We start from the raw sequence: 23,337 nt of genomic DNA on the forward strand, positions 1-23,337 counted from the left end.
TGCCGATAACGCCGAGACGATCGTCAGCGAATTCTTCGCCGCCACCAGGTTCGATATCGTCGAAATCGGATCCGGACTACGAACCTCCCACGAATACACCACCATCTTCGAACGAGTCGTCAACACCATCACAGCCAGTCAGCCAGGAGTACGATTCTGCTTCAACGACTCCCCCGAAACGACGCTGGAAGCGGTGAGACGGTGCTCGCGAGGCTGACCCGAACACCGACAGAAGCGCTGGAGCCGGTCAGCGCCCTCCCAAATAGAATCCCCACACCAACAAATGCAGCTTGAATCGCTCCTGCGTCACACCACCATGATCGGCAGGTGAAGACCGCCGCCGGTGCTGTCGCGGTGAGCACCCATACGTCAACGACAAGCGAGTCCACCTTCAAAACTGGTGAACCCCAGTTATTGCGATGTATTGTCAGGGCCATTTAGAGTCAGGGAAAGCGCATCATCAGCCGCCGCTGCCACCTTCATTACGAAGGTAAGCCATTCGCGCACCTCATCCTCCGTGAAATCCGAGGTCTTGAGGTCCACAACGGGCCCGACCCCGGCCCAGCCCCACTTCAGGAGTTGCCTCTCCCCGTAGCCGTAGGTCCGCGAGCGTGGCACATGTCCAGCGCTCAATGCCATACGCTCCGCAGGCGATCGATGTCCACCATTCGGGCGATAGGCGATGTACGAAGAATCACTCGAGGGTAACTGAGCGAGGCGGAGTGCTTCGATTACAACCGGGTCAGTTGAACTCAGGGTGCTGCACGTAAGGATGTAGGCATTGGGCTCGACGTCACGTCCACGGTTCACGTTGGCAAGCTCGATGTGAACTTGATGATCGCCTCGGGATGGTCCGCGGATTACGCCAAGAGTATCTCCGGCCGCGGACTCACGGTCCAAATCTGCCGACCACCCACTTGGGACATTTGCACTCGACACCATCGCCGCCAACCGCCGCCGACGCCGCAACCTTCGCTTCGACAATAACTACTTCAAGGCTCCCATCCTCCACTTCAAGGTAGACGTCCGCCTTACGTTTCTTGCCGTGTGGGCCTGGAACTTCGTACTGCCGTTCGATACTGACGCTCCGGATCACATCGGCGTTGATGCCGATCGATCGAAGCCAGTGAAGGGCAAACTCGGGCTTGTTGTGGAAGGCTGCGCCCAGCGCCCGTGTCGCGGATTGCTCATCGGTGAACATTTGGGGAGTGTGCGTCGCCGGCGTGCCGACAATGCTCTCACGCCGAGACGGCTGAACTACTTGTCGGAGATCGTCAATCAGCAGTGCGCTTCGCGTATGCCCGCAGGGCGAACGGGGCGAACACCAGGGTGAGAGCCACCGCCCAGATGAGGGTGGTGAGTTCCGGATGCTGGAGCGGGAGAGCGGTGTTCGGTCCGGCGGCGGGCCCGTTACCCCACAGCACACGCATCGCCTGCACGAGCGCCGAGATGGGATTCCACTCGGCGATGGTGCGCAGCCACGTGGGCATGGGGCCGGTCGGCACGAATGCATTCGACAGGAAGGTCAGCGGGAACAGGGAGGTGAACATGAAACCGTTCACCGCCTCGACCGATTTCAGCCACGAGCCGACGAGGATGCCGAACCAGATCATCGCGAAGCCGAACAGCAGGACCAGCGCAAACGCCAATACGGCCTTGCCGACCCCGTTGTGGATGCGCCAGCCGATGAACAGACCGGTCACCGCCATGACGACGATGCCGATCGAGGAGTGCAACAGGCTGGCGATCGCCCGGCCGATGAGCACCGACGACCGGCTGATCGGCAGCGATCGGAAGCGGTCGATGATGCCCTTGTCGAGGTCGTTGGTGATACCGGTGGAGACGATGAACGCGGTGAAGACGATCGTCTGGCCCATGATGCCGGGGAGCAGGAACTCCTTGTAGTCGGGTCCGCCCGCCACTTGGATGGAGGCGCCGAAGACGTAGGCGAACAGCAGCACGAACATGACCGGCTGAATGGTGACGTCGGAGAGCATCTCCGGCATCCTCTTGGTGTGAATCAGATTGCGCCACACCATGATCCATGACTGCTGCCAAAGGTTGGTCTGATGGGTGGCGACCTCGACGGGGGTCGTGGTGGTCATTTCGTCGACTCCTCGGTGTCAGATTCGGTGGTCGTCGCGGCGGCGGTGGTGTCTTCGGCGCGGTGGCCGGTGAGCGAGAGGAACACGTCGTCGAGGCTGGGGCGGGCGAGCCCGAGGTCGTCGATGGCGATACCGCTCTCGTCGAACCAGCCGATGACGCGGGTGAGGTCGGCCAGGCCGTCGGCCGGCGCGGTCAACTTGCGGGCGCCGTGGTCGATGAAGACTTCGGCGCCGGTCTTGCCGAGCAGCGCGGCGGCCGCCGGTATGTCTACGGCGTCGGACACGGTCAGCACCAGTGCCGCCGCCCCGGCTTGCTCCTTTAGCTCGAATGGCGTGCCCTGGGCGATGATCTTGCCCTTGTCGATGACGACGATATTGTCGGCGAGCTGGTCGGCCTCCTCCAGGTATTGCGTGGTGAGCAGCAGCGTGGTTCCGCCGGATACCAAGTCGCGCAACACATCCCAGAGTTCGGAGCGGCTGCGCGGATCGAGGCCGGTGGTCGGTTCGTCGAGGAACAGCACCGGCGGCGCGGCCAGCAGGCTGACGGCGAGGTCGAGCCGGCGTCGCATGCCGCCCGAATACGACTTCACCTGTTTGTTGCCGGCCTCGGTCAACGAGAACTGCTCGAGGAGTTCTTCGCTGCGCAGTGCCAACGCTTTTCGGCCGATCCCGTACAGGCTGCCGATCATCTTCAGGTTCTCGCGGCCGGTGAGAATCTCGTCGACGGTCGCCGCCTGCCCGGTGAGCCCCATGCTGCGCCGGACCATGTCGGGGCTCTCGGTGACGTCGTAGCCGGCGATGCGCGCGGTGCCGCTCGTCGGCGGGGACAGCGTGGTCATCATGCGCACCGTGGTGGTCTTGCCCGCGCCGTTGGGGCCGAGCAGGCCGAGCACACTGCCTTGCGGCACGGTGAAACTCACGCCGTCGACGGCGGTGAAATCGCCGAAGCGTTTGACGAGGTCGACGGCCTCGATCGCGATGTCGGGGGAGTGGCCGGGCGCGCCGGCTTCCTTGGTGGTCGGGATGGCTGAGCTCATGAGTCCTCACAGTAACGGTCATGTCCGACACCGGGCCAATGATTATCACCCGGTACGAAAGGTAGACCGCGGTGCGCACCGGAACTCATCGGTCGGCGTCGAGCGACTCCTCGTCGTTGCCCGCCGACAGCGCGTGCGCCCGCAGCCGGCGGTATCCGCGCACACTGAGTGTGGGGATGGAGCGGATGCGGAACCGACTGTCGTCGACGATCAGCTCGGAGAGGTTCTCGTCGATGAGGATGCGTCCCGGGCGCGCGGATCCGCAGAGCCGGGCGGCGATGTTGACGGGCTCGCCGAAGACGTCGCCCAGTCGAGCGAGCACCGCGCCCTGCGCCAGCCCGATGCGCAGCTCCGGAATGGGACGCTTGTCGCTGAGTTCGGCGATCGCCAATGCGGTCAGCGCGGCCTGAGCCGGATCGGTGTTGACGAACAGCACACCGTCGCCCAGCGTCTTGATCACCTGGCCGTGATGCAGCGACACCTCGTCGGACACCCGGTGTTCGAACGCCGACAGCAGCTCTTCGAGATCGTCGAAGCTGATCCGGCGCGACAGACCGGTGAAGCCGACCAGATCGACGAATCCGACCACCACCTCCCACTCGACGTCGTCGGGGCTGTAGACGACGTTGCGTTGCAACGCGATCTGCAGGTGCCTGCGCCAGACGAGCCGCTGGATCTGCCCGATCGCCTTGGCCATGTCTTCGACGGACAGGGAGATATCGGGGTCGCGGTCGAAGTCGAGGAGCTGATCGGCCTGCCAGTCGGCCAGGCGCGACATCGCCTGCCCGATGCTGCGGGCCGCGGCGATCTGCGCACCCTCCGACATCTGCTCGGCGCCCGCGGCGAACACCGCGAACGCGTCGACGTCGGCTTGGGTGAAGATCTTCTCGTCCGTCGCCTGATGAGCGAAACCGAAAGCGTTCCAAATCTTTTCGGCATAGTCGACGTCGGCACCGATCTCCGCGATGAGCTCGTCGCGCGAATAGCTCGGCAGATGCGCGGCGAACGTCGGGTCGGTCATCGTTCTACGGTATCGCCCTCAGGCGGCCTGTGCGGGTGGTCGCGGGCGGCCGAGACGCTGAAAGAGCCGGACGGTCGGTTCGACGAGCCGGGCCGCGAGTGGCCCGATGATCGCCATCAGCAGAACGTAAGTGGTTGCCAGAGCTGCCAATTCGGATCCGGCGGCGAGCGAGGACACCGCGAGCCCGGCGATGACGATGGAGAACTCGCCGCGCGCGACCAATGCCGCACCGGCGCGCGCGCCGCCCATCGTGCGCACGCCGTTGCGCTGCGCGGCCCACCAGCCAGTCGCGATCTTGGTCGCCGTGGTGGCCAGCGCGAGCACCGCGGCCCAGCCGAGGACCGGCGGAATGCTTGCCGGGTCGGTGTTCAAGCCGAACACCACGAAGAACATCGCCGCGAACAGATCTCGAAGCGGCTCAAGGATTTTCGCCGCGTTGTCGGCGGTCGACCCGGAGATGGCGATGCCCAGCATGAACGCGCCGACGGCTGCGGAGACCTGCAGTGCCGCCGCGACACCGGCGACCAACAGCGCCGAGCCGAGCAGGGTCAGCAGAAAGACTTCGCGGTCGGCGCTGTGCACGATCGCCGACACCCAGCGGCCGTGTCGCAGCGCGACCCACAAGACGACGGCGATCAAGGCGATCGCGATGACGAGTGCTTTGACGCCGCCCCAGAATCCGACGCCGGCGAGCAGCGCGGTCAGGATGGGCAGATACGCGGCCATCGTCAGGTCCTCGAAGACGAGGATCGACAAGACCGCGGGCGTCTCCCGGTTGCCGAGGCGGCCCAGGTCGGTCAACAACTTCGCGGCGATCCCCGACGACGAGATGTAGGTGACACCGGCCATCGCCAGCGCCCCGACGGGTCCCCAGCCCAGCATCAACGCGACGAGCGCGCCCGGAGTCGCATTGAGCACGATGTCCATCAACCCCGCGGGCCAGGAGCGGCGCAGTCCGGATACCAGGTCCGACGCCGTGTACTCCAACCCCAGCAGCAGGAGCAGCAGGATCACGCCGATCTCACCGGCGATGTGGCCGAACTCGGAGACCTCGCCCAGCCCGACGTAGCCGCCGGACCCGAAGGCGAGGCCGCCGACGAGATACAGCGGGATGGGCGAGAAGCTGAATTTGGCCGCCACTCGGCCGAGTGCACCCAACGCGAAGAACACTGCGCCCAGTTCGACGAGGGCGAGTGCGGTTTCGGTCACTGCTCAGCCGTTGGTGAGAATCTTGGCCGCCGCGTCGAGCCCCTCGGCGGTCCCGACGACGACCAGCACGTCGCCCGCGGTGAAGGTGAAACCGGGACCGGGCGACGCCTGGACCTGCCCGGCACGCATCACCGCGACGATCGAGGTCTTGGTGCGGGTGCGCATCTGCGTCGCACCGAGGGTGCGGCCGTCGTAGGGCGATCCTCCGGCGATGGGCATCTGCCGGGTGTTGACGCCGGGGATGTCGCGATGCTCGTCCTGCAGTTGAGCCACCAGTTGTGGGGCCCCGAGCAGGTTGCCGAGGACGGCGGACTCCTCCGTCGAGAGGTGAATCTGGTCCCGGCACGCGTCGGGATCGCCGTCCTCGGAGATGATCAGGTCGATCATTCCGTCGCGCCGGGTGATGACGCCGATGCGCCGGCCGGAGGACACTTCGAAGTCTTTGCGGACTCCGATTCCGGGCAGTGGGGTCACCTCGACGTTCACAGCCGCCAAGGGTAGTCCTCGAACTCGTACCCTTGCCGTAAATCCGACACTATTGGCCCGACGTCGGCCCGCTCAGCCGACCGGTGCCAGCCCCATCGCACCCTTCATCAAATACGCCATCTGCGAGGCGAATTCAGGGCGTTCGACGCCGCGTTGCAAGCGTACGGCGTCGTTGACGATGGACAGGGCGGCGTGCACCGCGATACCCGCCTCCGCCTCGCCGATGTCGTGCACGACGACCAGCAGGTTGATCCACCGGGCGACGTAGCGCCGCTGGATGTCGACCAGGTCCCGGGCGAGCCCGTTGGCGGGCAGCTCCGAGCCGTAGTTGAACGACACCGAGAGGTCGGGCATCGAGTTGACCACGTCGACATACGAGTCGACAAGCAGCGCAAGGACTTTCGCCTCGTCGGTGCCGGTTCCGTACGCGGCGACCGCCCCGGCCTCCAAGCGTGCCGCACTGCGATGGCCGATCGCGATGAGTATCGCGGCCTTCGAGGGGAAATGCCGGTACACGCTGGGGCCGGTGATCCCGACGGCCGCGCCGATGTCGTCGACGCCGGTCGGTCCGAAGCCCCGGGCGGCGAACAACTGGGCCGCGGCGTCGAGGATCTCGGTTCGCCGGTCGTCGTCGGGCAATGCGACGTGGGGGACCACCCGCAGCGGGCACGCGGCCGACGGAGTGAGCGCGACGAGGCGATCGGCCACGACGACCAGTTCGCGGGTGGCCTGCGCGGGCGACAGTCTGGTGCGATGCGACGACAGGCTGCCCGCGACCGACAGCAGCGACCACACGAGTTGGCGCTGCTCCCAGTCGGCGAGCGAGCGTTCGGCGAACAGCAGTTCGGCCCATTGGCGCAACACCTCCCGGGTCCGCAGGGCCACCTCGCGGTTCTGGTCGCCGGACAGGTAGGTGCCCGTCCAGCGCCACAGGGACGAGGCGTCGCGGCGTCGGGAGATGGTGCCGCACAACGCGGTGAGGAAGGCGTGCGGATCACCGTTCGCCGACGTGAGCGCGGCCGTCGTGCATACCTGCAGGTCGTCGACGCCGGCGAGCACGGCGTCGTAGAGCAGGGTCTGCTTGTCGGCGAAATGCCGATAGAGCGACGGCGCGGTCACGCCGGCGGCGCGCGCGATGTCGGCCATCGACACCCGGGGGTACCCGTGCTTGAGGAACAGCTGCGCCGAGAGATCGATCAGCTGCCGTCTGCGGTTGGCCGGGCGTCGGGCGCCGGACTGCTTGGAGGCCGTCATGGTGAACAGACAATAGCGCACTTTTTGCGATGCGTAGAAGTATTTGACCACCTGGTATAGCCAAATAAGTTACGACGGGTTAGCCTGTTGGAGAAACCTCTTCCGGTTCATGTGAAAGGAACACATCCGTGCCTGATCAAGCATTCATCTACGAGGCGGTCCGTACGCCTCGTGGCAAGCAGCGCGGCGGTGCGCTGCACAGCATCAAGCCGATCGACCTGGTCTCCGGATTGATCAAGGAACTGGTTGCGCGGCACGGCAGCCTCGATCCCACCGAGATCAACGACGTCGTGCTCGGCGTCGTGTCGCCGGTCGGCGAGCAGGGTGCGGTCATCGCACGTACCGCGGCGCTGGTGTCGGGCCTGGGCGAGACCGTGCCGGGCACCCAGATCAACCGTTTCTGCGCGTCGGGTCTGGAGGCCGTCAACCTGGCAGCCGCCAAGGTCGCCTCGGGCTTCGACGATCTGGTCCTCGCCGGCGGCGTCGAGTCGATGTCGCGCGTGCCGATGGGCTCCGACGGCGGCGCCCTGTTCATGGACCCGGCCACCGCGTACGACAACTACATCACCCCGCAGGGCATCGGTGCCGACACCATCGCCACCATCGAGGGCTTCTCCCGTGAGGACGTCGACGGCTACGCGGTCGAGTCGCAGAACCGCGCCGCCAAGGCCTGGGAAGCCGGTTACTTCGCCAAGTCGGTCATCCCGGTGCGCGACATCAACGGCGTCGTCGTGCTCGATCACGACGAGCACATGCGCCCCGGCACCACCGTGGAGAGCCTCGGCAAGCTCAAGCCCGCCTTCCAGGCGCTGGCCGACATGGCCGGCTTCGACGACGTCATCATGCAGAAGTACCCGTCGGTGGAGAAGGTCAACCACGTCCACACCGGTGGTAACAGCTCGGGCATCGTCGACGGCTCCGGACTGGTGCTGCTCGGCAGCGAAGAAGCGGGTAAGCGTAACGGTCTGGCCGCGCGTGGACGCGTCGTGTCCTTCGCCGAGATCGGCAGCGAGCCGTCCATCATGCTCACCGGCCCGACGCCGGCGACCGAGCTCGCACTCAAGAAGGCCGGCCTGACCGTCGACGACATCGACGTGTTCGAGCTGAACGAGGCGTTCGCCTCGGTCGTCATGAAGTGGATGAAGGATCTCAAGATCCCGCACGAGAAGGTCAACGTCAACGGCGGCGCCATCGCCATGGGCCACCCGCTCGGTGCGACCGGCGCGATGATCTTCGGCACCTGCCTCGACGAGCTCGAGCGCACCGGCGGCCGCTACGGCCTGGTCACCCTCTGTATCGGCGGCGGCATGGGCGTCGCGACCATCATCGAACGCCTCTGAGCCGCGTCCACACAGAAAGAACGTTGAAAAACTATGAGTGACAACATGATTGCCTGGGACAAGGGCGACGACGGCATCGTCGTGCTGACCATGGACGACAAGGCCCAGGGCGCCAACACCATGAACGACACGTTCATGACCTCGATCGCCGAGATCGTCGACCGTCTGGAGGCGGAGCGCGACGACATCACCGGTGTCATCATCACCTCGGCGAAGAAGACCTTCTTCGCCGGTGGCGACCTCAAGGACATGACCGCCGAGCGGACCGAGACCAAGCAGGAGATCGCGGCCGCGACCACCGAGCGCGTCAACGGGATGAAGAAGGTGCTGCGGCGCCTGGAGACCCTGGGCCGCCCGGTCGTGTCGGCGATCAACGGAGCAGCCCTCGGCGGCGGCCTCGAGCTGACCCTGCACACCCACTACCGCATCGCCGCCGACGTCAAGGGCAGCAAGCTCGGCCTGCCCGAGGTGACCCTCGGCCTGCTTCCCGGTGGCGGCGGCGTGGTCCGTACCGTCCGCCTGCTCGGCTTCCAGAACGCGCTGATGGGCGTTCTGCTGCAGGGCACGCAGTTCAGCCCGGCCAAGGCCAAGGAAACCGGACTCATCCACGAGGTCGTCGGCAGCATCGAAGAGCTGATCCCGGCTGCCAAGAAGTGGATCGCGGAGAACCCCGAGGCGCAGCAGCCCTGGGACGTCAAGGGCTACAAGCTGCCCGGCGGTGCTCCGACCAGCCCGGCCGTCGCCGCCAATCTGCCGGCCTTCCCGGCGATCCTGCGCAAGCAGATCAAGGGTGCCAACATGCCCGCACCGCGCGCGATCCTCGCGGCGGCCATCGAGGGCGCCTACGTCGACATCGACACCGCCGACATCGTCGAGACCCGCTACTTCGTGTCGCTGCTGACCGGACAGGTCTCGCAGAACATGATCAAGGCGTTCTTCTTCGACCTGCAGCACATCAACGGCGGCGGCTCGCGCCCCGAGGGCTATGACAAGTACACCGCCAAGAAGGTCGGCGTCATCGGCGCGGGCATGATGGGCGCGGCCATCGCGTATGTCTCGGCCAAGGCCGGTATCGAGGTCGTCCTCAAGGACATCGACATCGACGCCGCCAACCGCGGCAAGGACTACTCGGTCAAGCTGGAGGAGAAGGCTCTCTCGCGCGGCAAGACCACGCAGGAGCGCTCCGACGCGCTGCTCGCCCGCATCACCCCCACCGTCGACCCGGCCGATTTCAAGGGCGTCGACTTCGTGATCGAGGCCGCGTTCGAGTCGGTCGCGGTGAAGAACCAGGTATTCCAGGAGATCGAGGACATCGTCGAGCCCGACGCCGTGCTCGGTTCCAACACCTCGACCCTGCCGATCACCATCCTCGCCGAGGGCGTCAAGCGCCAAGAGGACTTCATCGGCATTCACTTCTTCAGCCCCGTCGACAAGATGCCGCTGGTGGAGATCATCAAGGGTGCCAAGACGTCCGACGCCGTGCTGGCCAAGGTCATCGACTACACCCTGCAGATCCGCAAGACCCCGATCGTCGTCAACGACAGCCGCGGGTTCTTCACCAGCCGTGTCATCGGCACCTTCATCAACGAGGCCGTCGCAGCCGTCGGTGAAGGCATCGAGCCGGCGTTCATCGAGCACGCGGGCACCCAGGCCGGTTACCCGGCCGCACCGCTGCAGCTGATGGACGAGCTGACCCTGACCCTGCCGCAGAAGATCCGCAAGGAGACCGAGGCAGCGATCCGCGAGGCCGGTCAGGAACCGCCGCAGCACGGTTCGTACGCGGTCATCGACTGGATGGTCGACGAAGGTCGTACCGGCAAGAAGGACGGCAAGGGCTTCTACGACTACGCCGACGGCAAGCGTGGCCTGCTGTGGCCGGGTCTGCGTGAGCACTTCAAGTCGGGCAGCGCCGAGATCCCGCTGGAGGACATGAAGGAGCGCATGCTCTTCGCCGAGGCGCTGGAGACCGTGAAGTGCTTCGACGAGGGTGTGCTCACCTCGATCGAGGACGCCAACATCGGCTCGATCTTCGGTATCGGCTTCCCGGCCTGGACCGGCGGCGTCGCGCAGTACGTCAACCAGTACGAGGGCGGCCTGCAAGGCTTCGTCGACCGCGCTCGTGACCTGGCGTCGAAGTACGGTTCGCACTTCGAGCCGCCGCAGTCGCTGGTCGATCTCGCCGCCAAGGGTGGCAAGCTGACCAACGACACGATCGGAAAGTAACTCTTCCGAGCTAGACCAGCCCCGGTGAGGATGTGCAATCCCTCACCGGGGCTTTCTTCATTCACGCTTCGTGCACGAAGTCGCGGATCCGGGCGGGCGACGTCGTTTTTCCTGCGCGTCACAATCGAGAATCTGTCCGTCACACGAGTGAAACCAGCCGCACACACCGCGCTCCTATGGTTGCCAGGCAATCTCGCACCGAGTATTCAGGAGTACCCATGAGCGGCAGCATGTCCCGGCGCCAGGCCATCAAGGCAGTCACGACGTACGAGGTCAAGACCGACGGTTTCCCCGAGCCGCTGGCAGATACCTTCGGTCGCAATGTCTTCAGCCTGTCGGTGATGAAGAAGCGGCTCCCCAAGCACGTGTACAAGGCGGTCGCCGCGACCATCGAGGCCGGTGCCGCGATGGATGCGGCCCTCGCGGACTACGTGGCGGTCGCGATGAAGGACTGGGCGTTGGAGATGGGCGCGACCCACTACGCGCACGTCTTCTATCCGCTGACCGGGCTGACCGCGGAGAAGCACGACTCTTTCCTGGAACCCGACTCAAGCGGGGCGTCGCTCGCCGAGTTCGCCGGTAAGACGCTGCTGCAGGGTGAGCCGGATGCGTCGAGCTTCCCCAACGGCGGCCTGCGCGGAACCTTCGAGGCGCGTGGCTACACCGGCTGGGACGTCACCAGCCCGGCGTACATCATGGAGAACCCCAACGGGAACACGCTGTGCATCCCGACGATCTTCATCTCCTGGACCGGCGAAGCCCTCGACAAGAAGACACCGCTGTTGCGTAGTCAACAGGCGATGAGCAAGCAGGCGATGCGGCTGCTGAAGCTGTTCGGCCACGACGACGTCGACACCGTCGTCTCCTACGCGGGAGCCGAACAGGAGTACTTCCTTATCGACGAGCATTTCTACTACGCGCGCCCCGACCTGATGACCACCAGCCGCACCCTGTTCGGCGCGAAACCGTCGAAGGGGCAGGAGTTCGACGACCACTACTTCGGAGCCATCCCCGACCGCGTGCTGGCGTTCATGATCGAACTCGACCGTGAGCTGTTCAAACAGGGCATTCCGTCGAAGACCCGGCACAACGAGGTGGCGCCCGGCCAGTTCGAGATCGCGCCGGTCTTCGAGCGGTCGGTGCTGGCGCACGACCATCAGCAGTTGATGATGACGACGATGAAGCGGGTCGCCGAACGCTACGGCATGAAGTGTCTGCTGCATGAGAAGCCGTTCGCCGGTGTCAACGGCTCGGGCAAGCACGTCAACTTCTCGCTCGGCAACGCCAACCAGGGAAACCTGCTGAACCCGGGTGACACCCCGCACGAGAACATGCAGTTCCTGACTTTCTGCGGTGCGATCATCCGAGCGGTCCACAAATATGGCGGCCTGTTGCGTGCGGCGGTGGCGTCGGCGTCGAACGACCATCGCCTCGGTGCCAACGAGGCTCCGCCGGCGATCATCTCGATCTTCCTCGGCGACCAGTTGATGGACGTCTTCGACCAGATCGCCAAGGGCGGTGCCACCGGTTCCAAGGCGGCGGGCATCATCGAACTCGGCGTCGACACGCTGCCGCCGCTCAAGGCCGACCCGGGCGACCGCAACCGGACCAGCCCGTTCGCGTTCACCGGCAACCGATTCGAGTACCGCGCACCCGGCTCCAATCAGTCGATCTCCGACCCGATGGTGGCGATCAACGTGATCCTGGCCGACTCGCTGGAGTTCATCTCCGACGCGCTGGAGAAACAACTCGACGCCGGTGTCGACCTCGCCGACGCCGTGCAACAGGTGCTGATGGAGATCGTTCTCGAACACGGTGCGGTGATCTTCAACGGCAACGGCTACTCCGACGAGTGGCAGGAAGAGGCGGCCGCCCGCGGTCTCAAGAACCTGCGGACGACGGTCGACGCCGTCGTCGAGTACACGTCACCGGAGGTCGTGGAGATCTTCGAGAAGTATGGCGTGCTCTCTGCGCGTGAACTCAAGGCCCGCGAGGACGTCATCTTCGAGTACTACGCGCTGACGCTGCTGGTGGAAGCCAAGGAGACCGCGGAGATCGCCAAGACGATGATCCTTCCGGCCGCGATCCGCTACCAGGGCGAACTGGCGTCGACGGCGGCGTCGCTCAAGGCCGCCGGCATCGAGATGCAGACGCCGGTGCTCTTCGAGATCACGAGGCTGATCACCGACCTGCACGGGGCGATGGTCGTGCTCGACGACGGGATCGCCGGAATGCACGGGGAGAGCGAGTACGAGGAGTCGAAGTACGCCCGCGATGTGCTGATTCCCGCGATGGCTGCGATCCGTGCCGCGACCGACAAGTTGGAAGGCATCGTCGCCGACGATCTCTGGCCGCTGCCGACCTACAACGAGATGCTGACCATCCTGTAAATCCTCCAGATCCTCCAGCGCGACACGAAGGCTCAGGTCCGACTCCGAGAAGGCTCGGTGTCGGACCTGAGCCTTGTTTTCGGGTCTGCTCTACGCCTTCTCACGTCACAAAGCAGAATGTCAGGACATATTTGTCTGAAACTATTGCATGTGGCCGCGGTCACTGCCATATTTGTAACAGTCGTAGTCGCTACGGCTGCACAGGACAAAAGCTGCTCATTGACGCGGGTCGTCGGCGGTGGAGCGATCCATCCGCCGGTAGGTGACTGCCCCGTCGCCCTGCCGGGCTGGAGAGAAGGAGAGCCCCGGTGACATCAGAAACATCCTCAGATTCAAGTAGCGCGATCGCGTTACCACCGCTGCGACCAGGTCCACATCAGCGACGGATGGACACCATCGCGATCGTCGCGACGTTCGGCGGTCTGCTGTTCGGCTACGACACCGGTGTGCTCAACGGCGCACTGGAGCCGATGAAGTACGACCTGGGACTCACCACCACCACCGAGGGACTGGTGGTGTCGACATTGCTCATCGGTGCAGCCCTCGGTGCACTCGGTTGTGGCCGGCTCTCCGATGCCATCGGCCGACGCAAGACCATGATCATCCTTGCGGTGATCTTCTTCTTCGGAACTCTCGGCGCAGTCGTCGCCCCGAATCTCGGTGTCATGCTGCCGGCGCGCTTCATCCTCGGCCTCGCCGTCGGCGGTGCTTCGGTCGTGGTTCCGGTCTACCTCTCCGAGTTGGCCCCGACCGAGCGACGCGGAACTCTCGGCGGCCGCAATGAGCTGGCCATCGTCGTCGGCCAGCTGGCCGCGTTCGTCGTCAACGCCATTATCGCCGCGGTGTGGCAGCCGGCCACCGACTCGAACCCGGGCGGGCACGACGGCGTCTGGCGCATCATGCTCGCGATCTGTGCATTGCCCGCGATCTGCCTGTTCATCGGCATGCTGCGGATGCCGGAATCGCCGCGTTGGTACATCTCGAAGGGGCGCGACAACGACGCGCTCGACGTCCTGATGAAGGTCCGTACCGAGGATCGTGCCCGCGCCGAAATGGCTGAGGTCGAGGAACTCGCCGAAGAGGAAGCGGCGTCGCAGACGGGCGGCTGGTACGACCTCGCCATCCCTTGGGTCCGCCGGATCATGCTTGCCGCAGTCATCCTGGCGATCGCGCAGCAGGTCACCGGCATCAACTCGGTCATGTACTACGGCACCAAGATGCTCGAGGTCGCCGGCTTCAGCGACAGTGCAGCTCCCATCGCGAACATCTTCATGGGCGTCGCCGCGGTGATCGGCAGCTCGATCTGCCTGTTCGTCCTCATCGACCGCATCCCACGTCGCAAGCTGATCCTGATCGGCATGATCGCGGTCACCGTGTTCCACGGGCTGACCGTCCTGTCGACCCTGGTCATCCCCGAGGGCAAGGTGCAGGCCTACGCGGTCCTGATCTTCGTCGCACTGTTCGTGCTGTCGATGCAGACGGCGCTCAACGTCCCGGTCTGGGTGTGCCTGTCGGAGTTGTTCCCGCTGCGTCTTCGCGGTTTCGGCATGGGTCTGTCGGTGTTGATCCTGTGGGTCACCAACGCCATCGTCGGGCAGGTGTTCCCCACGTTGATCGAGGTGGGCGGCATTCGCGGTACCTACGGCACCTTCTTCGTGATCTGCGCGGTGTTCACGTTCTTGATCTTCAAGACGCTGCCGAACACCAGTGGCCGGTCCTTGGAATCGCTGGAGGAGTCGTTCGCGAAGGGCGACTTCCGCTAGACCCCCTGAGTGAACATGGGCCCGCCGAATCGGTGGGCCCATGTTTGGTTGTAAGGATCAATACGGACACGACGCAAAAAAGGGCGGCCGACTCGATCTGAGTCGGCCGCCCGTCGGGGTGAGTGCGTCAGTCTTCGTCGAGCTTGACCGCGAGTACCGGGATGGGCGAGGCCAGCAGCAGTCGCTGACTCACGCTGCCGAGCATGGCCTTGCCGACCGGCGAGCGACGCTTGACGCCGATGACCAGGCGCGACGGATTGCGCTTGGCGATCTCGTCGAGGACGGTGTCGACCGGGTCGCGATCTGCGCGGTCGACGATGGTCACGTCTACCCCGGAGCCGTTGACGTCGGCCTTGAGCGGACGCAGGCCCAGGTTTACGGCAACGAGGTCGGTGCCGAACGCCTTTGCCTCGTCGATGGCGGCGGCGAGCGCGAGTGGACCCTCGGCGGAGTCTGGAACGGAAACGATGATGGTCATGGATTTGTCCTCATGGTCGGGCAGTGGCGTGCGGGTCGGTAGATCCACATTACTATCGGACCTCCACCTAGTATGATAGACCTATTGTCCTTACAAAACGAAGGGTTTGTGATGAGCGAATCAACCGAGAATGTGCGCGTCGCCGTCATCGGGCTGGGGTGGATGGGTGCGGTGCATTCGCGCGCGTACGGTCGGGTGCGTCACCATTACCCGCAGGGGCCGGGGGCGGAGCTCCTGGTCGTCGCCGACGATGTGCCGGGCCGTGCGGAAGCCGCCGCCGCGCAGTACGGTGCGCAGCGGTTCTACACGGACTGGCGCGACGTCGTCGCGGACCCGGAAGTCGACGCGGTGTCGGTGACCGTCCCGAACTTCCTGCACCGTGAGATCGGTTGCGCGGTGCTGACGGCGGGCAAACATCTGTGGATCGAGAAGCCGGTTGGCCTGACGGCGGCTGATGCGCAGGCAGTCGCCGCTGCGGCCGACGCCGCCGATCGTCGAACAGCGGTCGGGTTCAACTACCGAAACGCACCCGCCGTGGAAGCTGCTCGTGACCTGATCGCACGTGGGGACATCGGAGTCGTGACGCATGCCAGGTTCCGATTCTTCAGCGATTACGCGGCGCACCCCGACGGCGCGCTGACGTGGCGTTACCAGAATGCGCTCGGCGGTCACGGTGTGCTGGGCGACTTGGCGTCGCACGGGGCGGACCTGGTGCGATTCCTGTTGGGCGACATCGAATCCCTCGTCGCCGACACGGCGGTATTCATTTCGGAACGACCGGAACCGAGCGCGGCGACGTCGGGACATCAGCTGGCTTCGGGCGGCGCGCTGGGGCCCGTCGAGAACGAAGACTACGTCGGAGCGCAGCTACGGATGGTGTCAGGGGCGCGCTGCGTGCTGGAGGCGTCGAGAGTGTCGGTGGGCGAGCAGAATTCGTATGGATTCGAGATTCACGGCACCACCGGCGTCGTGCGCTGGGACTACCGGCGGATGGGTGAGCTCGAGTTGGCGCGCGGGACGTCGTATCAGGATGAGCCGGTGGCGAGCGTGCACGTCGGGCCGGGCGCGGGCGAGTTCGCCGTGTTCCAGCCCGGTGCCGCCAACCCGATGGGCTACGACGACCTGAAAGTAATTGAAGCGCACCGATTCTTGTCGTCGATCGCAACCGGCTCCGTCGTCGGCGCGACCGTCGACGATGCCGTGCGCAGCGCCCGCGTCCTGGACGCGATCGTCGAATCGGTGGAGTCGGGAGCCTGGGTTTCGGTATAGGAGTGCGGCTGCGCCATAGCTTTGATCGGAGTGATGCCTTGAGGCTGGTATCGCCCGCGATGAGGGATTGTCTCTTGCTGCAGCCCTTGGGTGGTCGAACCGGGTGTCCTGTAGCGGGTGCGTGGCGGTGGCTAGCCGAGCCGGGCGTCGAGACTCCTGTACCCCTCGGGATGAACTGTGTCGCAGCACTTTTGGCCGAGTGGTCGGGAGGCTCGGAGTGCTGGGTCGGGGATCGTCCACCGGAAGTCTCGCGGTTAACACTGATTTGTCGGTGGTGACCGTGAGATTCGGTGGTCGGGCTGTGGTGACCGACGTGTGGTCGGTGTGGAACAGCCAGGCGCGCAGTCAAATTCGGTTGAGCGTCGGTGTGCGGCGTCTGGTCTAGAAGGGTGTCGTCGTGCTGCGGTAACGGTTCGTTGTCATGGGTGTGACTGGTGGGGCTCGGGTTGGTGGAGCGGATGCGCCGGTAGTGCAGTCGTGTTCGACGGTGGCCGCGTGCGCGGTCTCGGTGGTCGTCACACGCAGAGACGGTCAACAGACGGGTGGCGTTGCTGGTCGACCGTCGACGCCGACCGCCGCACCTGTGGGGTGAACTGTGTCGCAGCACTTTTGGCCGCGGTCGGGAGGTTCGCGGTGCTGGGGTCAGGGTCAGGCTGTGGGTGGGTGTCGCGGTCGGTTGAGCGCCGGTGTGCCTCAGTCTGGTTCTAGAGGGGCGGGGTGTCGTACTGCGGTAACGGTTCGTTGTCACGGATGTTGCTGGTGGGGTTCGCCGTATCGGGGAGGCGGATACGCCAGTATGTGATGGGTTCGCCGGTTGATCTGCGGTTGTGTTCGGCGGCGGCCGCGTGCGCGGCTTCGGTGGTTCCCGTTCGGCTCGATCTTGTTCGCGTTCTTGTTGACGGTGGCGTTGCTGGTCGACCGTCGGAGCCGACCGCCGCATCTGTGTGGGATGAACTGTACCGCGGCGCTTTTGGCCGCGGTCGGGAGTGCCGGGTGGGCTGTCGCGTTCGGTTTGAGCGCCGCATGTGTGGTGTCTGGTTTAGAAGGGTGGTGGGGTGTCGTCGTAGTGCGGTAACGGTTCGTTGTCACGGGTGTGACTGGTGTGACTCGGATGGTGGGAGCGGATGCGCCAGTATGTGACGGGTTCACCGGTGATGCGGTCGTGTTCGACGGCGGCTGCGTGCGCGGCTTCGGCGGTTTCGCGTTCGGCTCGATTGTGTTCGCGTTCGCGTTGGCGGCGGCGTTGTTTGTCGACCGTCGACGCCGACCGCCGCCGCGACCGCTTCTTTCTGCTGCTGCTGGTGGGTGTGGTGGGTGGGTCGGCGAAGCGGATGCGGGTGAGGGTGTCGAACAGGTCGGTGCCGGACAGGTCGGGGCCGTCGATCCACAGTCCCTCCGGGGTACGGACCCGATACTGCACCCGCCCACTGTGGTCGAGGGTCATGTCATCGAGCCAGCCGTGGTCGCCGGTCTTGAGCAAGTGGTGAAAGACGCACAGGACGTGCACGTTGGCAGCGTCGGTCTGCCCACCCGCAGCCGGATCGTCGTGGTTGTATTCCTGGCAGTGATCCAACTGTGCAGCGAAGCCAGGCCGGTCACACCCCGGCGCACCGCACGCCACATCCCGGGCACGGATGTAGGTGTCGAACGCGGTGGAGAACCGATACGGATCCGACGGCAAACACGGCAACGGCAACTTCGGCTTGCGGTAGCACGCCGGGGCCTCAGACGATCCTTCTGCTTTTGCAGGTGCTTGTGGCTCTGCCTCGCCCACTGACGCTGCTTCTGGCGTCAGCTGGGGCTCGGGTTGTGGTGATGGTGCGAGTGCGTCGCTTGTGTCCGGTCCCTCCCCGGCCGGTGGTGTCGCGGCCTCAGCCTCGGGTTCGGGTTCACTGGTCGTCGGCGCCGCGTGCGGCTCTGGCGTGGCTGCTCGGCTGCTTTCCGGTTCGGGTTTCGTGTCAGCGGCCGGTTCGGTCTCGTCTGCCGCGGCTGCCGGCTCGGTCTCATATGATTCCGAGTCCGTCACGGTCGGAGACGCCGCCTCGACGAAATCCAAGTCCAGTTCCGGCTCCGGTTCGCCGTCGGCCTCGGCCGCGGTCGCTGTGTCGGCGTCTGTTGGCGAATCGGGTTGTGTGGTGGGTGGGTTGGGGAAGTAGCTGACCTTCGTCTCGGGGCGTTCGGCGATGTCGCGGACCTGCTCACCGGTGATGATCCCGTAGCCGTCGACGTAACCCATCCCATCATCGGCGCTGCCACGATCGGTGGTGAGGGTGGCTTGTTCGGTGATCACGTGCATGGCGATCACGACCTGCGCCTGCGACACCCCTGCCGCGGTGTCGTCGGGCTGGCCGGTGCAGGTGTCGGGGTCGCCGCATTCGCATTCGAACGCCACCCCGTGCAGCCGGGCGATCACCGCATCTGAGCGCCGCGCCCCCGACGCCGCGGATCGTTGCTGCAGCAGACCCGGGTGATGAGGGCGTCGATGGCGGCGAACGCGGTCGCGACATCCTCCACGGTGGCGGTGGCGCGGAGTTCGGCCATCCCATCCGCCAACGGATCGGTGGTGACGGTGCGGCCTTCCTTCGCCAGGTGGTGGCGGCGGCGGACGGCGTCGGGGTCGTGGCGGAAGATCGCCGAATCCACCAGGGCATCCAGGCGTTTCCCCGACCATGACCCCCGCCCCACCCGCCGGGCGATTTCCTCGTCGACCGCCGCCCGATACCCGTACCCGTCGATCAGATCGGACCGTGACACGATCCGGGTGAACTGCCACGCCGCGATCACCCCATCCCGCAGGCGTTCCCCGGTCCGCGGCAACCGATGCACCATCGCGACCGCCTCATTCACGTGCCGCGCCGACACCTGTGGGCTGATCGCCCCCGTCATCGCATACCGGGCCGCGACCTGCGACTGCTGGGAGACGAGCCGGGCGTCCCCGTCACCGCACCCGCCGGCCAACTGGTCATGAATCCCGGCGAGGGCCCGGTATTTGGTCCACAGCAGAAACGATTCCCCCGCCCGACACGTGGTGATCGCATCCATCAGATCGTTGATGTGCCCACACGCTGCATCCTCGGCGACCTTGTCTGTCGCCAGATGCAGGCCGATACGGCCGGGGTCTTCACTCGCCCACCCATAGCGGGACACCGTCGCACGCGACGGCGGGACAGAATCACGGCTAGTAGACATCGATGCTCCGAACACGCAGGGACAAAACCATCTACAAAAAGAGGAGTGCTTCCCACGTTCGGCGGCCCACCCACACTCAGGGCCTTCGCTACTATGTTCGATTCTACCCCGACACCGGCCTCAAACCAAGAGGAAACCGGACACCAATCTCGTCGGCCGGTCTACGCTGGCCGGCGCTGGCGGGCAACAGATTTCGCACACCACCATCACCGCCATGGCAGATCCGACTCCCGAGGCCATGTCCGACACCGCCAGACGGTCGGATCTGCGCCGCTAGCCCCGCCGCGCCGGTCGTCGACAAACCGCCGGCCGGGCACCCCAACTCCACCCACCACCCGGCATCCCCGTCCAGGCCATGTCGGCACCCACACCGTCGAACAGGTGAGCCCGACACAGAAACGATGCATGTCCCCGAAATCCCGTTCCCCCGTTGCGCTTTTCGTCTCACCGGGCCCCTCGTTACACCGAAGCTCGTGCCTCGCTTCGGCACTCGGGGAGCGGAGGGTGCGACGCGACCGACAACAACGGCACTCGGGGAGCAGAGGGTTGCGGCGTGAGCGACGTTGACGGCACTCGGCGAGCGGAAACGCTCAGCGTCTCCGAAACCCGTTCCCCTGTGGGCTTTGCCGGTCACCAGCCCCCTCGTTACACCGAAGCTCGTGCCTCGCCTCGGCACTCGGGGAGCAGCGGGGGTTGCGGCGCGACCGACAACGTGGACGGCACTTTGGGGCGCGGAGGGTTGCGGCGCGAGCGACGTCGACAGCATTCGGGGAACGGTGGGTTGCGGCGCGTGCGACGTCGACGGCGCTCGGGGAGCAGGAACGCTCAGCGTCCCCGAAAGCCCGTTCCCCCGTTGGGCTTTGCGGGTCACCACCCCCTCGTTACACCGAAGCTCGTGCCTCGCTTCGGCACTCGGGGAGCGTAAAGTTGCGACGCGAACGACAACAACGGCACTCCGGGAGCGGAAACGCTCAGCGTCTCTGAAAGCCCGTTCCCCCGTTGGGCTTTTCGTCTCACCAGCCCCTCGTTACACCGAAGCTCGTGCCTCGCTTCGGCACTCGGGGAGCGGTGGATTACGACGCGACCGACAACAACGGCATTCGGGGAGCAGAAGATTGCGGCACAAGCGACAACAACGGCACTCGGGGAGCGGCGGATTACGACGCGACTGACAACACCGGCGCCCGGAGCAGAGCGCCGCGACCGACAACGACTTCAGCTCGGGGAATCGGACGGTTCGTGCTTCGGGCGCGGACGAGGCTATACCGAGACTTCGACGGTTGCCGCCTCGGCCGCGGTCAACAGCACGTCTGCCGCTACCTGTAGCCCCTCGATGCGGCCCAACGACACGTCCTCGTGCTCGATGTTGACGGCCATGTTCTCGTCGACGCGGTAGAGGGCACGAAGGAAGTCGGTCCAGAATTCCTGGTCGTGGCCGCGGCCGAGCGCGACGAAATCCCAAGCGGAATCCTTCGGCCACTCGTTGACCCATTCGTCGCCGCCGAGATTGACGCGCTCCTCGGTCGGGGCCAGACGACGGAAACGATCGTCGAGGACGCCATAGATCTTGGCGTTCTCGTTGATACGCACATCCTTTGCCGCAGCGTGGAATACGCGGTCGCCGAGGTACTCGACGGCGGCGATGGGGTCCATCCACTGCCAGAAGAGATGGCTGGGATCCATCTCGGCGCCGACGAAATCGGTCCCGACCCGCTCGATCAACTCGAGCATGGTGGGCGGGTTGAACACGACGTTCTGCGGATGCATCTCGATGGCGACCTTGACGTCGTGCTCCTGCGCGAGTGCCGCGATCTCCTTCCAGAACGGCACCACGACGTCGTCCCACTGGTAGTCGAGCACATCGAGCGCGCCCGAATTCCAGGCATTGACAACCCAATTGGGCCGCGTCGAACCCGGCTCGCCGCCGGGTAGGCCGGACATCGTCACCACCCGCTTCTGGCCTAGCGCGGCGGCGGCGCGGATCGCCCGGCGCAGGTCGGCGGCGTGCTTGTCGCCGATCACCGGATTGGGGTGCAGCGGGTTTCCGTTGACATTCAGCCCGGCGATCCGAATGTTCTTCTCGGCGAAGAGGCCGAGGTAATCTGCTGCGGCAGTGGATGATTCGACGATGTCGTCGATGTTCGGAATGTGTGTGGGCGGAAGGAAGCCGCCGGCGTTGATCTCGGCGGCGTTGAGGCCGAGTTCCTTGATCGCATCGAGTGCGGCGTCGAGCGGACGGTCGTGCAGGACGGCGGTGTAGACGCCGAGGGTCTTGGTCATGCGAGGTCCTTGTCGGTGAGAAGTGATCGGTGAGAAGTGATCGGTGGAAACCGATCAGGAAAGTACGAGTGACGCGGCGTCGGGGATGCTGACTTCGGTCCCGCCGCCGCGCGCCGACCGCGCCACGGCGTCGAGCAGCAGCATGTTATGCAGGCCTTCGGCGAAATCAGCGTTGCGCGGCAACGACTCTGACTCCGCGACGCCGGCGACCTCTTCGAGGAATGCACGCGCCTGGAAGACGAATCCGTCGTTCTGTCCGATGCCGACGCCGCAGGCGTCCATGGCCAGACCGCCGGACCAGTACGGGTGGGCGGGGCCCAGGGTGACGGTGCGCGGACCGGCGAGATCATGCTCGTCGCCGAGAAGAGTGACCTCTACCTGGCCGGGCTTGCGGAAATCGAATGCGGCGGTGCCGCGCTCGCAGAAGACCTCGAACTTGAGGGTGTTCGGATGACCGGCTGCTACCCGCGACACCTGCAGCGAGCCGGTTCCACCGTCTGCGAAGTCGACGAAAAAGCCTGCGACGTCATCGTTTTCGACTACCTCACGTTCGGCACTCACCTCCGCGTGCTCATGTCCGATCACTCGTCCGACGGGCTTGGGTCGGGTGTCGAAGGTGGTGTGCAGGGTGCCGCCGCGGACGGAAGCGATTGGGCCGCCGAATAATTCGGCGATGTAGGACAGATGGCTGCCGACGTCGGCGAGCGCACCCGAGCCCGGGGCTCCCTTGAATCGCCAGCTGATCGGGCCGTTCGGGTCGCAGGCGTAGTCGGTCCAGTACTCGCCGTCGAAGTTGATGAATTTCCCCAGCCGACCACTGCGGACCAGGTCGCCCAGGAAGGCGATGCCCGGCGAGCGCAGGTAGGTCAGACCGATTCGCGCAACGGCATCCGACGACGCCGCGGCGTCGACCATCGCTTCGGCGTCGGCGATGCTTCCGGCCAGCGGCTTCTCGCACAGGACATGTTTGCCCGCGGCCAGCAACGCTTCGACGATCTCGCGGTGCAGCGCGTTCGCCACGACGACGCTGACGACGTCGATGTCGTCTGCGTCGACGATGGCCTGCCAGGAGGTGTCATGCCGGGCGAAGCCGAACCGCTTGGCCACCTCCACGGCGAGCGGCTCATAGGCGTCGGCGATGGAGACGAGGCGAATCTCCGGCAAGTTGTCCCCGAAAACTGCTGTGGCGCTGCGGTATCCGGCGGCGTGGGCTTTGCCGGCCATGCCCGCGCCGATAACTGCGACGCCGATACTGCTGGTGTTGTTCATGGGCGGATCTCTCGGTCGAGAAGG

At 65.4% G+C, this 23,337-nt stretch carries 17 protein-coding genes and 1 pseudogene; 6 read left to right on the top strand and 12 right to left on the bottom strand.

What is annotated here, in order from left to right; all coding sequences use genetic code 11:
* A pseudogene (locus HH308_RS29550) lies at positions 1–217 on the top strand (hypothetical protein); the annotation flags it as partial.
* A gap of 672 nt (positions 218–889) precedes the next feature.
* Here HH308_RS29550 and HH308_RS14445 read toward each other — a convergent pair.
* The 7 genes from HH308_RS14445 to HH308_RS14475 form a co-directional block, all read right to left on the bottom strand.
* Positions 890–1,201 (bottom strand): hypothetical protein, encoded by a 312-nt coding sequence (locus HH308_RS14445; RefSeq protein ID WP_170194927.1) that lies wholly within the window; start codon positions 1,199–1,201, stop codon positions 890–892.
* 73 nt (positions 1,202–1,274) lie between these two features.
* Positions 1,275–2,105 (bottom strand): ABC transporter permease, encoded by an 831-nt coding sequence (locus HH308_RS14450; RefSeq protein WP_170194928.1) that lies wholly within the window; start codon positions 2,103–2,105, stop codon positions 1,275–1,277.
* Complete coding sequence (locus HH308_RS14455; protein WP_170194929.1) at positions 2,102–3,142, bottom strand: ATP-binding cassette domain-containing protein; 1,041 nt, start codon at positions 3,140–3,142, stop codon at positions 2,102–2,104. The genes HH308_RS14450 and HH308_RS14455 overlap by 4 nt, the downstream gene beginning before the upstream one ends.
* A gap of 85 nt (positions 3,143–3,227) precedes the next feature.
* Positions 3,228–4,163: an adenylate/guanylate cyclase domain-containing protein gene (locus HH308_RS14460; RefSeq protein WP_170194930.1), complete on the bottom strand. Its 936-nt coding sequence runs from the start codon at positions 4,161–4,163 to the stop codon at positions 3,228–3,230.
* A gap of 18 nt (positions 4,164–4,181) precedes the next feature.
* Positions 4,182–5,372, bottom strand: a complete 1,191-nt coding sequence (locus HH308_RS14465) for a cation:proton antiporter (protein ID WP_170194931.1) — start codon at positions 5,370–5,372, stop codon at positions 4,182–4,184.
* Between the two features lie 3 nt (positions 5,373–5,375).
* Positions 5,376–5,858 (bottom strand): cation:proton antiporter regulatory subunit, encoded by a 483-nt coding sequence (locus HH308_RS14470; RefSeq protein ID WP_170194932.1) that lies wholly within the window; start codon positions 5,856–5,858, stop codon positions 5,376–5,378.
* A gap of 72 nt (positions 5,859–5,930) precedes the next feature.
* A complete protein-coding gene (locus HH308_RS14475) occupies positions 5,931–7,112 on the bottom strand; it encodes a TetR/AcrR family transcriptional regulator (protein WP_170194933.1) in 1,182 nt (393 codons plus the stop codon).
* 128 nt (positions 7,113–7,240) lie between these two features.
* Here HH308_RS14475 and HH308_RS14480 point away from each other — a divergent pair, with 128 nt between their 5' ends.
* From HH308_RS14480 to HH308_RS14495, 4 genes are all read left to right on the top strand, one after another.
* Positions 7,241–8,452 (top strand): acetyl-CoA C-acetyltransferase, encoded by a 1,212-nt coding sequence (locus tag HH308_RS14480; RefSeq protein WP_170194934.1) that lies wholly within the window; start codon positions 7,241–7,243, stop codon positions 8,450–8,452.
* Between the two features lie 33 nt (positions 8,453–8,485).
* Positions 8,486–10,675 carry a 3-hydroxyacyl-CoA dehydrogenase NAD-binding domain-containing protein gene (locus HH308_RS14485; RefSeq protein WP_170194935.1) on the top strand — a complete coding sequence of 730 codons (2,190 nt, stop codon included), beginning with the start codon at positions 8,486–8,488 and terminating at the stop codon, positions 10,673–10,675.
* A 218-nt stretch (positions 10,676–10,893) separates the two neighbouring features.
* The gene (locus HH308_RS14490) at positions 10,894–13,065 is read left to right on the top strand and encodes a glutamine synthetase III family protein (RefSeq protein WP_170194936.1); all 2,172 of its coding nucleotides are present in this window, start codon (positions 10,894–10,896) and stop codon (positions 13,063–13,065) included.
* Between the two features lie 308 nt (positions 13,066–13,373).
* Positions 13,374–14,828, top strand: a complete 1,455-nt coding sequence (locus tag HH308_RS14495; protein WP_170194937.1) for a sugar porter family MFS transporter — start codon at positions 13,374–13,376, stop codon at positions 14,826–14,828.
* Positions 14,829–14,955: 127 nt separating this feature from the next.
* Here the strand turns inward: HH308_RS14495 and HH308_RS14500 are convergent, their stop codons facing one another.
* Positions 14,956–15,306 (bottom strand): universal stress protein, encoded by a 351-nt coding sequence (locus HH308_RS14500; RefSeq protein ID WP_170194938.1) that lies wholly within the window; start codon positions 15,304–15,306, stop codon positions 14,956–14,958.
* A 111-nt stretch (positions 15,307–15,417) separates the two neighbouring features.
* Between HH308_RS14500 and HH308_RS14505 the strand changes: the two genes are divergently transcribed.
* Positions 15,418–16,575: a Gfo/Idh/MocA family protein gene (locus tag HH308_RS14505; RefSeq protein WP_170194939.1), complete on the top strand. Its 1,158-nt coding sequence runs from the start codon at positions 15,418–15,420 to the stop codon at positions 16,573–16,575.
* A gap of 1,039 nt (positions 16,576–17,614) precedes the next feature.
* Here HH308_RS14505 and HH308_RS14510 read toward each other — a convergent pair.
* From HH308_RS14510 to HH308_RS14525, 4 genes are all read right to left on the bottom strand, one after another.
* Positions 17,615–18,967, bottom strand: a complete 1,353-nt coding sequence (locus HH308_RS14510; protein WP_170194940.1) for a hypothetical protein — start codon at positions 18,965–18,967, stop codon at positions 17,615–17,617.
* A gap of 17 nt (positions 18,968–18,984) precedes the next feature.
* A complete protein-coding gene (locus HH308_RS14515) occupies positions 18,985–19,764 on the bottom strand; it encodes a DUF222 domain-containing protein (protein WP_170194941.1) in 780 nt (259 codons plus the stop codon).
* 1,260 nt (positions 19,765–21,024) lie between these two features.
* Entirely contained in the window at positions 21,025–22,044 is a 1,020-nt protein-coding gene (locus tag HH308_RS14520; protein ID WP_170194942.1) for a sugar phosphate isomerase/epimerase family protein, read from the bottom strand.
* A gap of 54 nt (positions 22,045–22,098) precedes the next feature.
* Positions 22,099–23,313 carry a Gfo/Idh/MocA family protein gene (locus tag HH308_RS14525; RefSeq protein ID WP_170194943.1) on the bottom strand — a complete coding sequence of 405 codons (1,215 nt, stop codon included), beginning with the start codon at positions 23,311–23,313 and terminating at the stop codon, positions 22,099–22,101.
* Positions 23,314–23,337: the final 24 nt, after the last annotated feature.

The organism is Gordonia asplenii (genome assembly GCF_012933505.1).
GTDB classification, from domain to species: Bacteria; Actinomycetota; Actinomycetes; order Mycobacteriales; family Mycobacteriaceae; genus Gordonia; species Gordonia asplenii.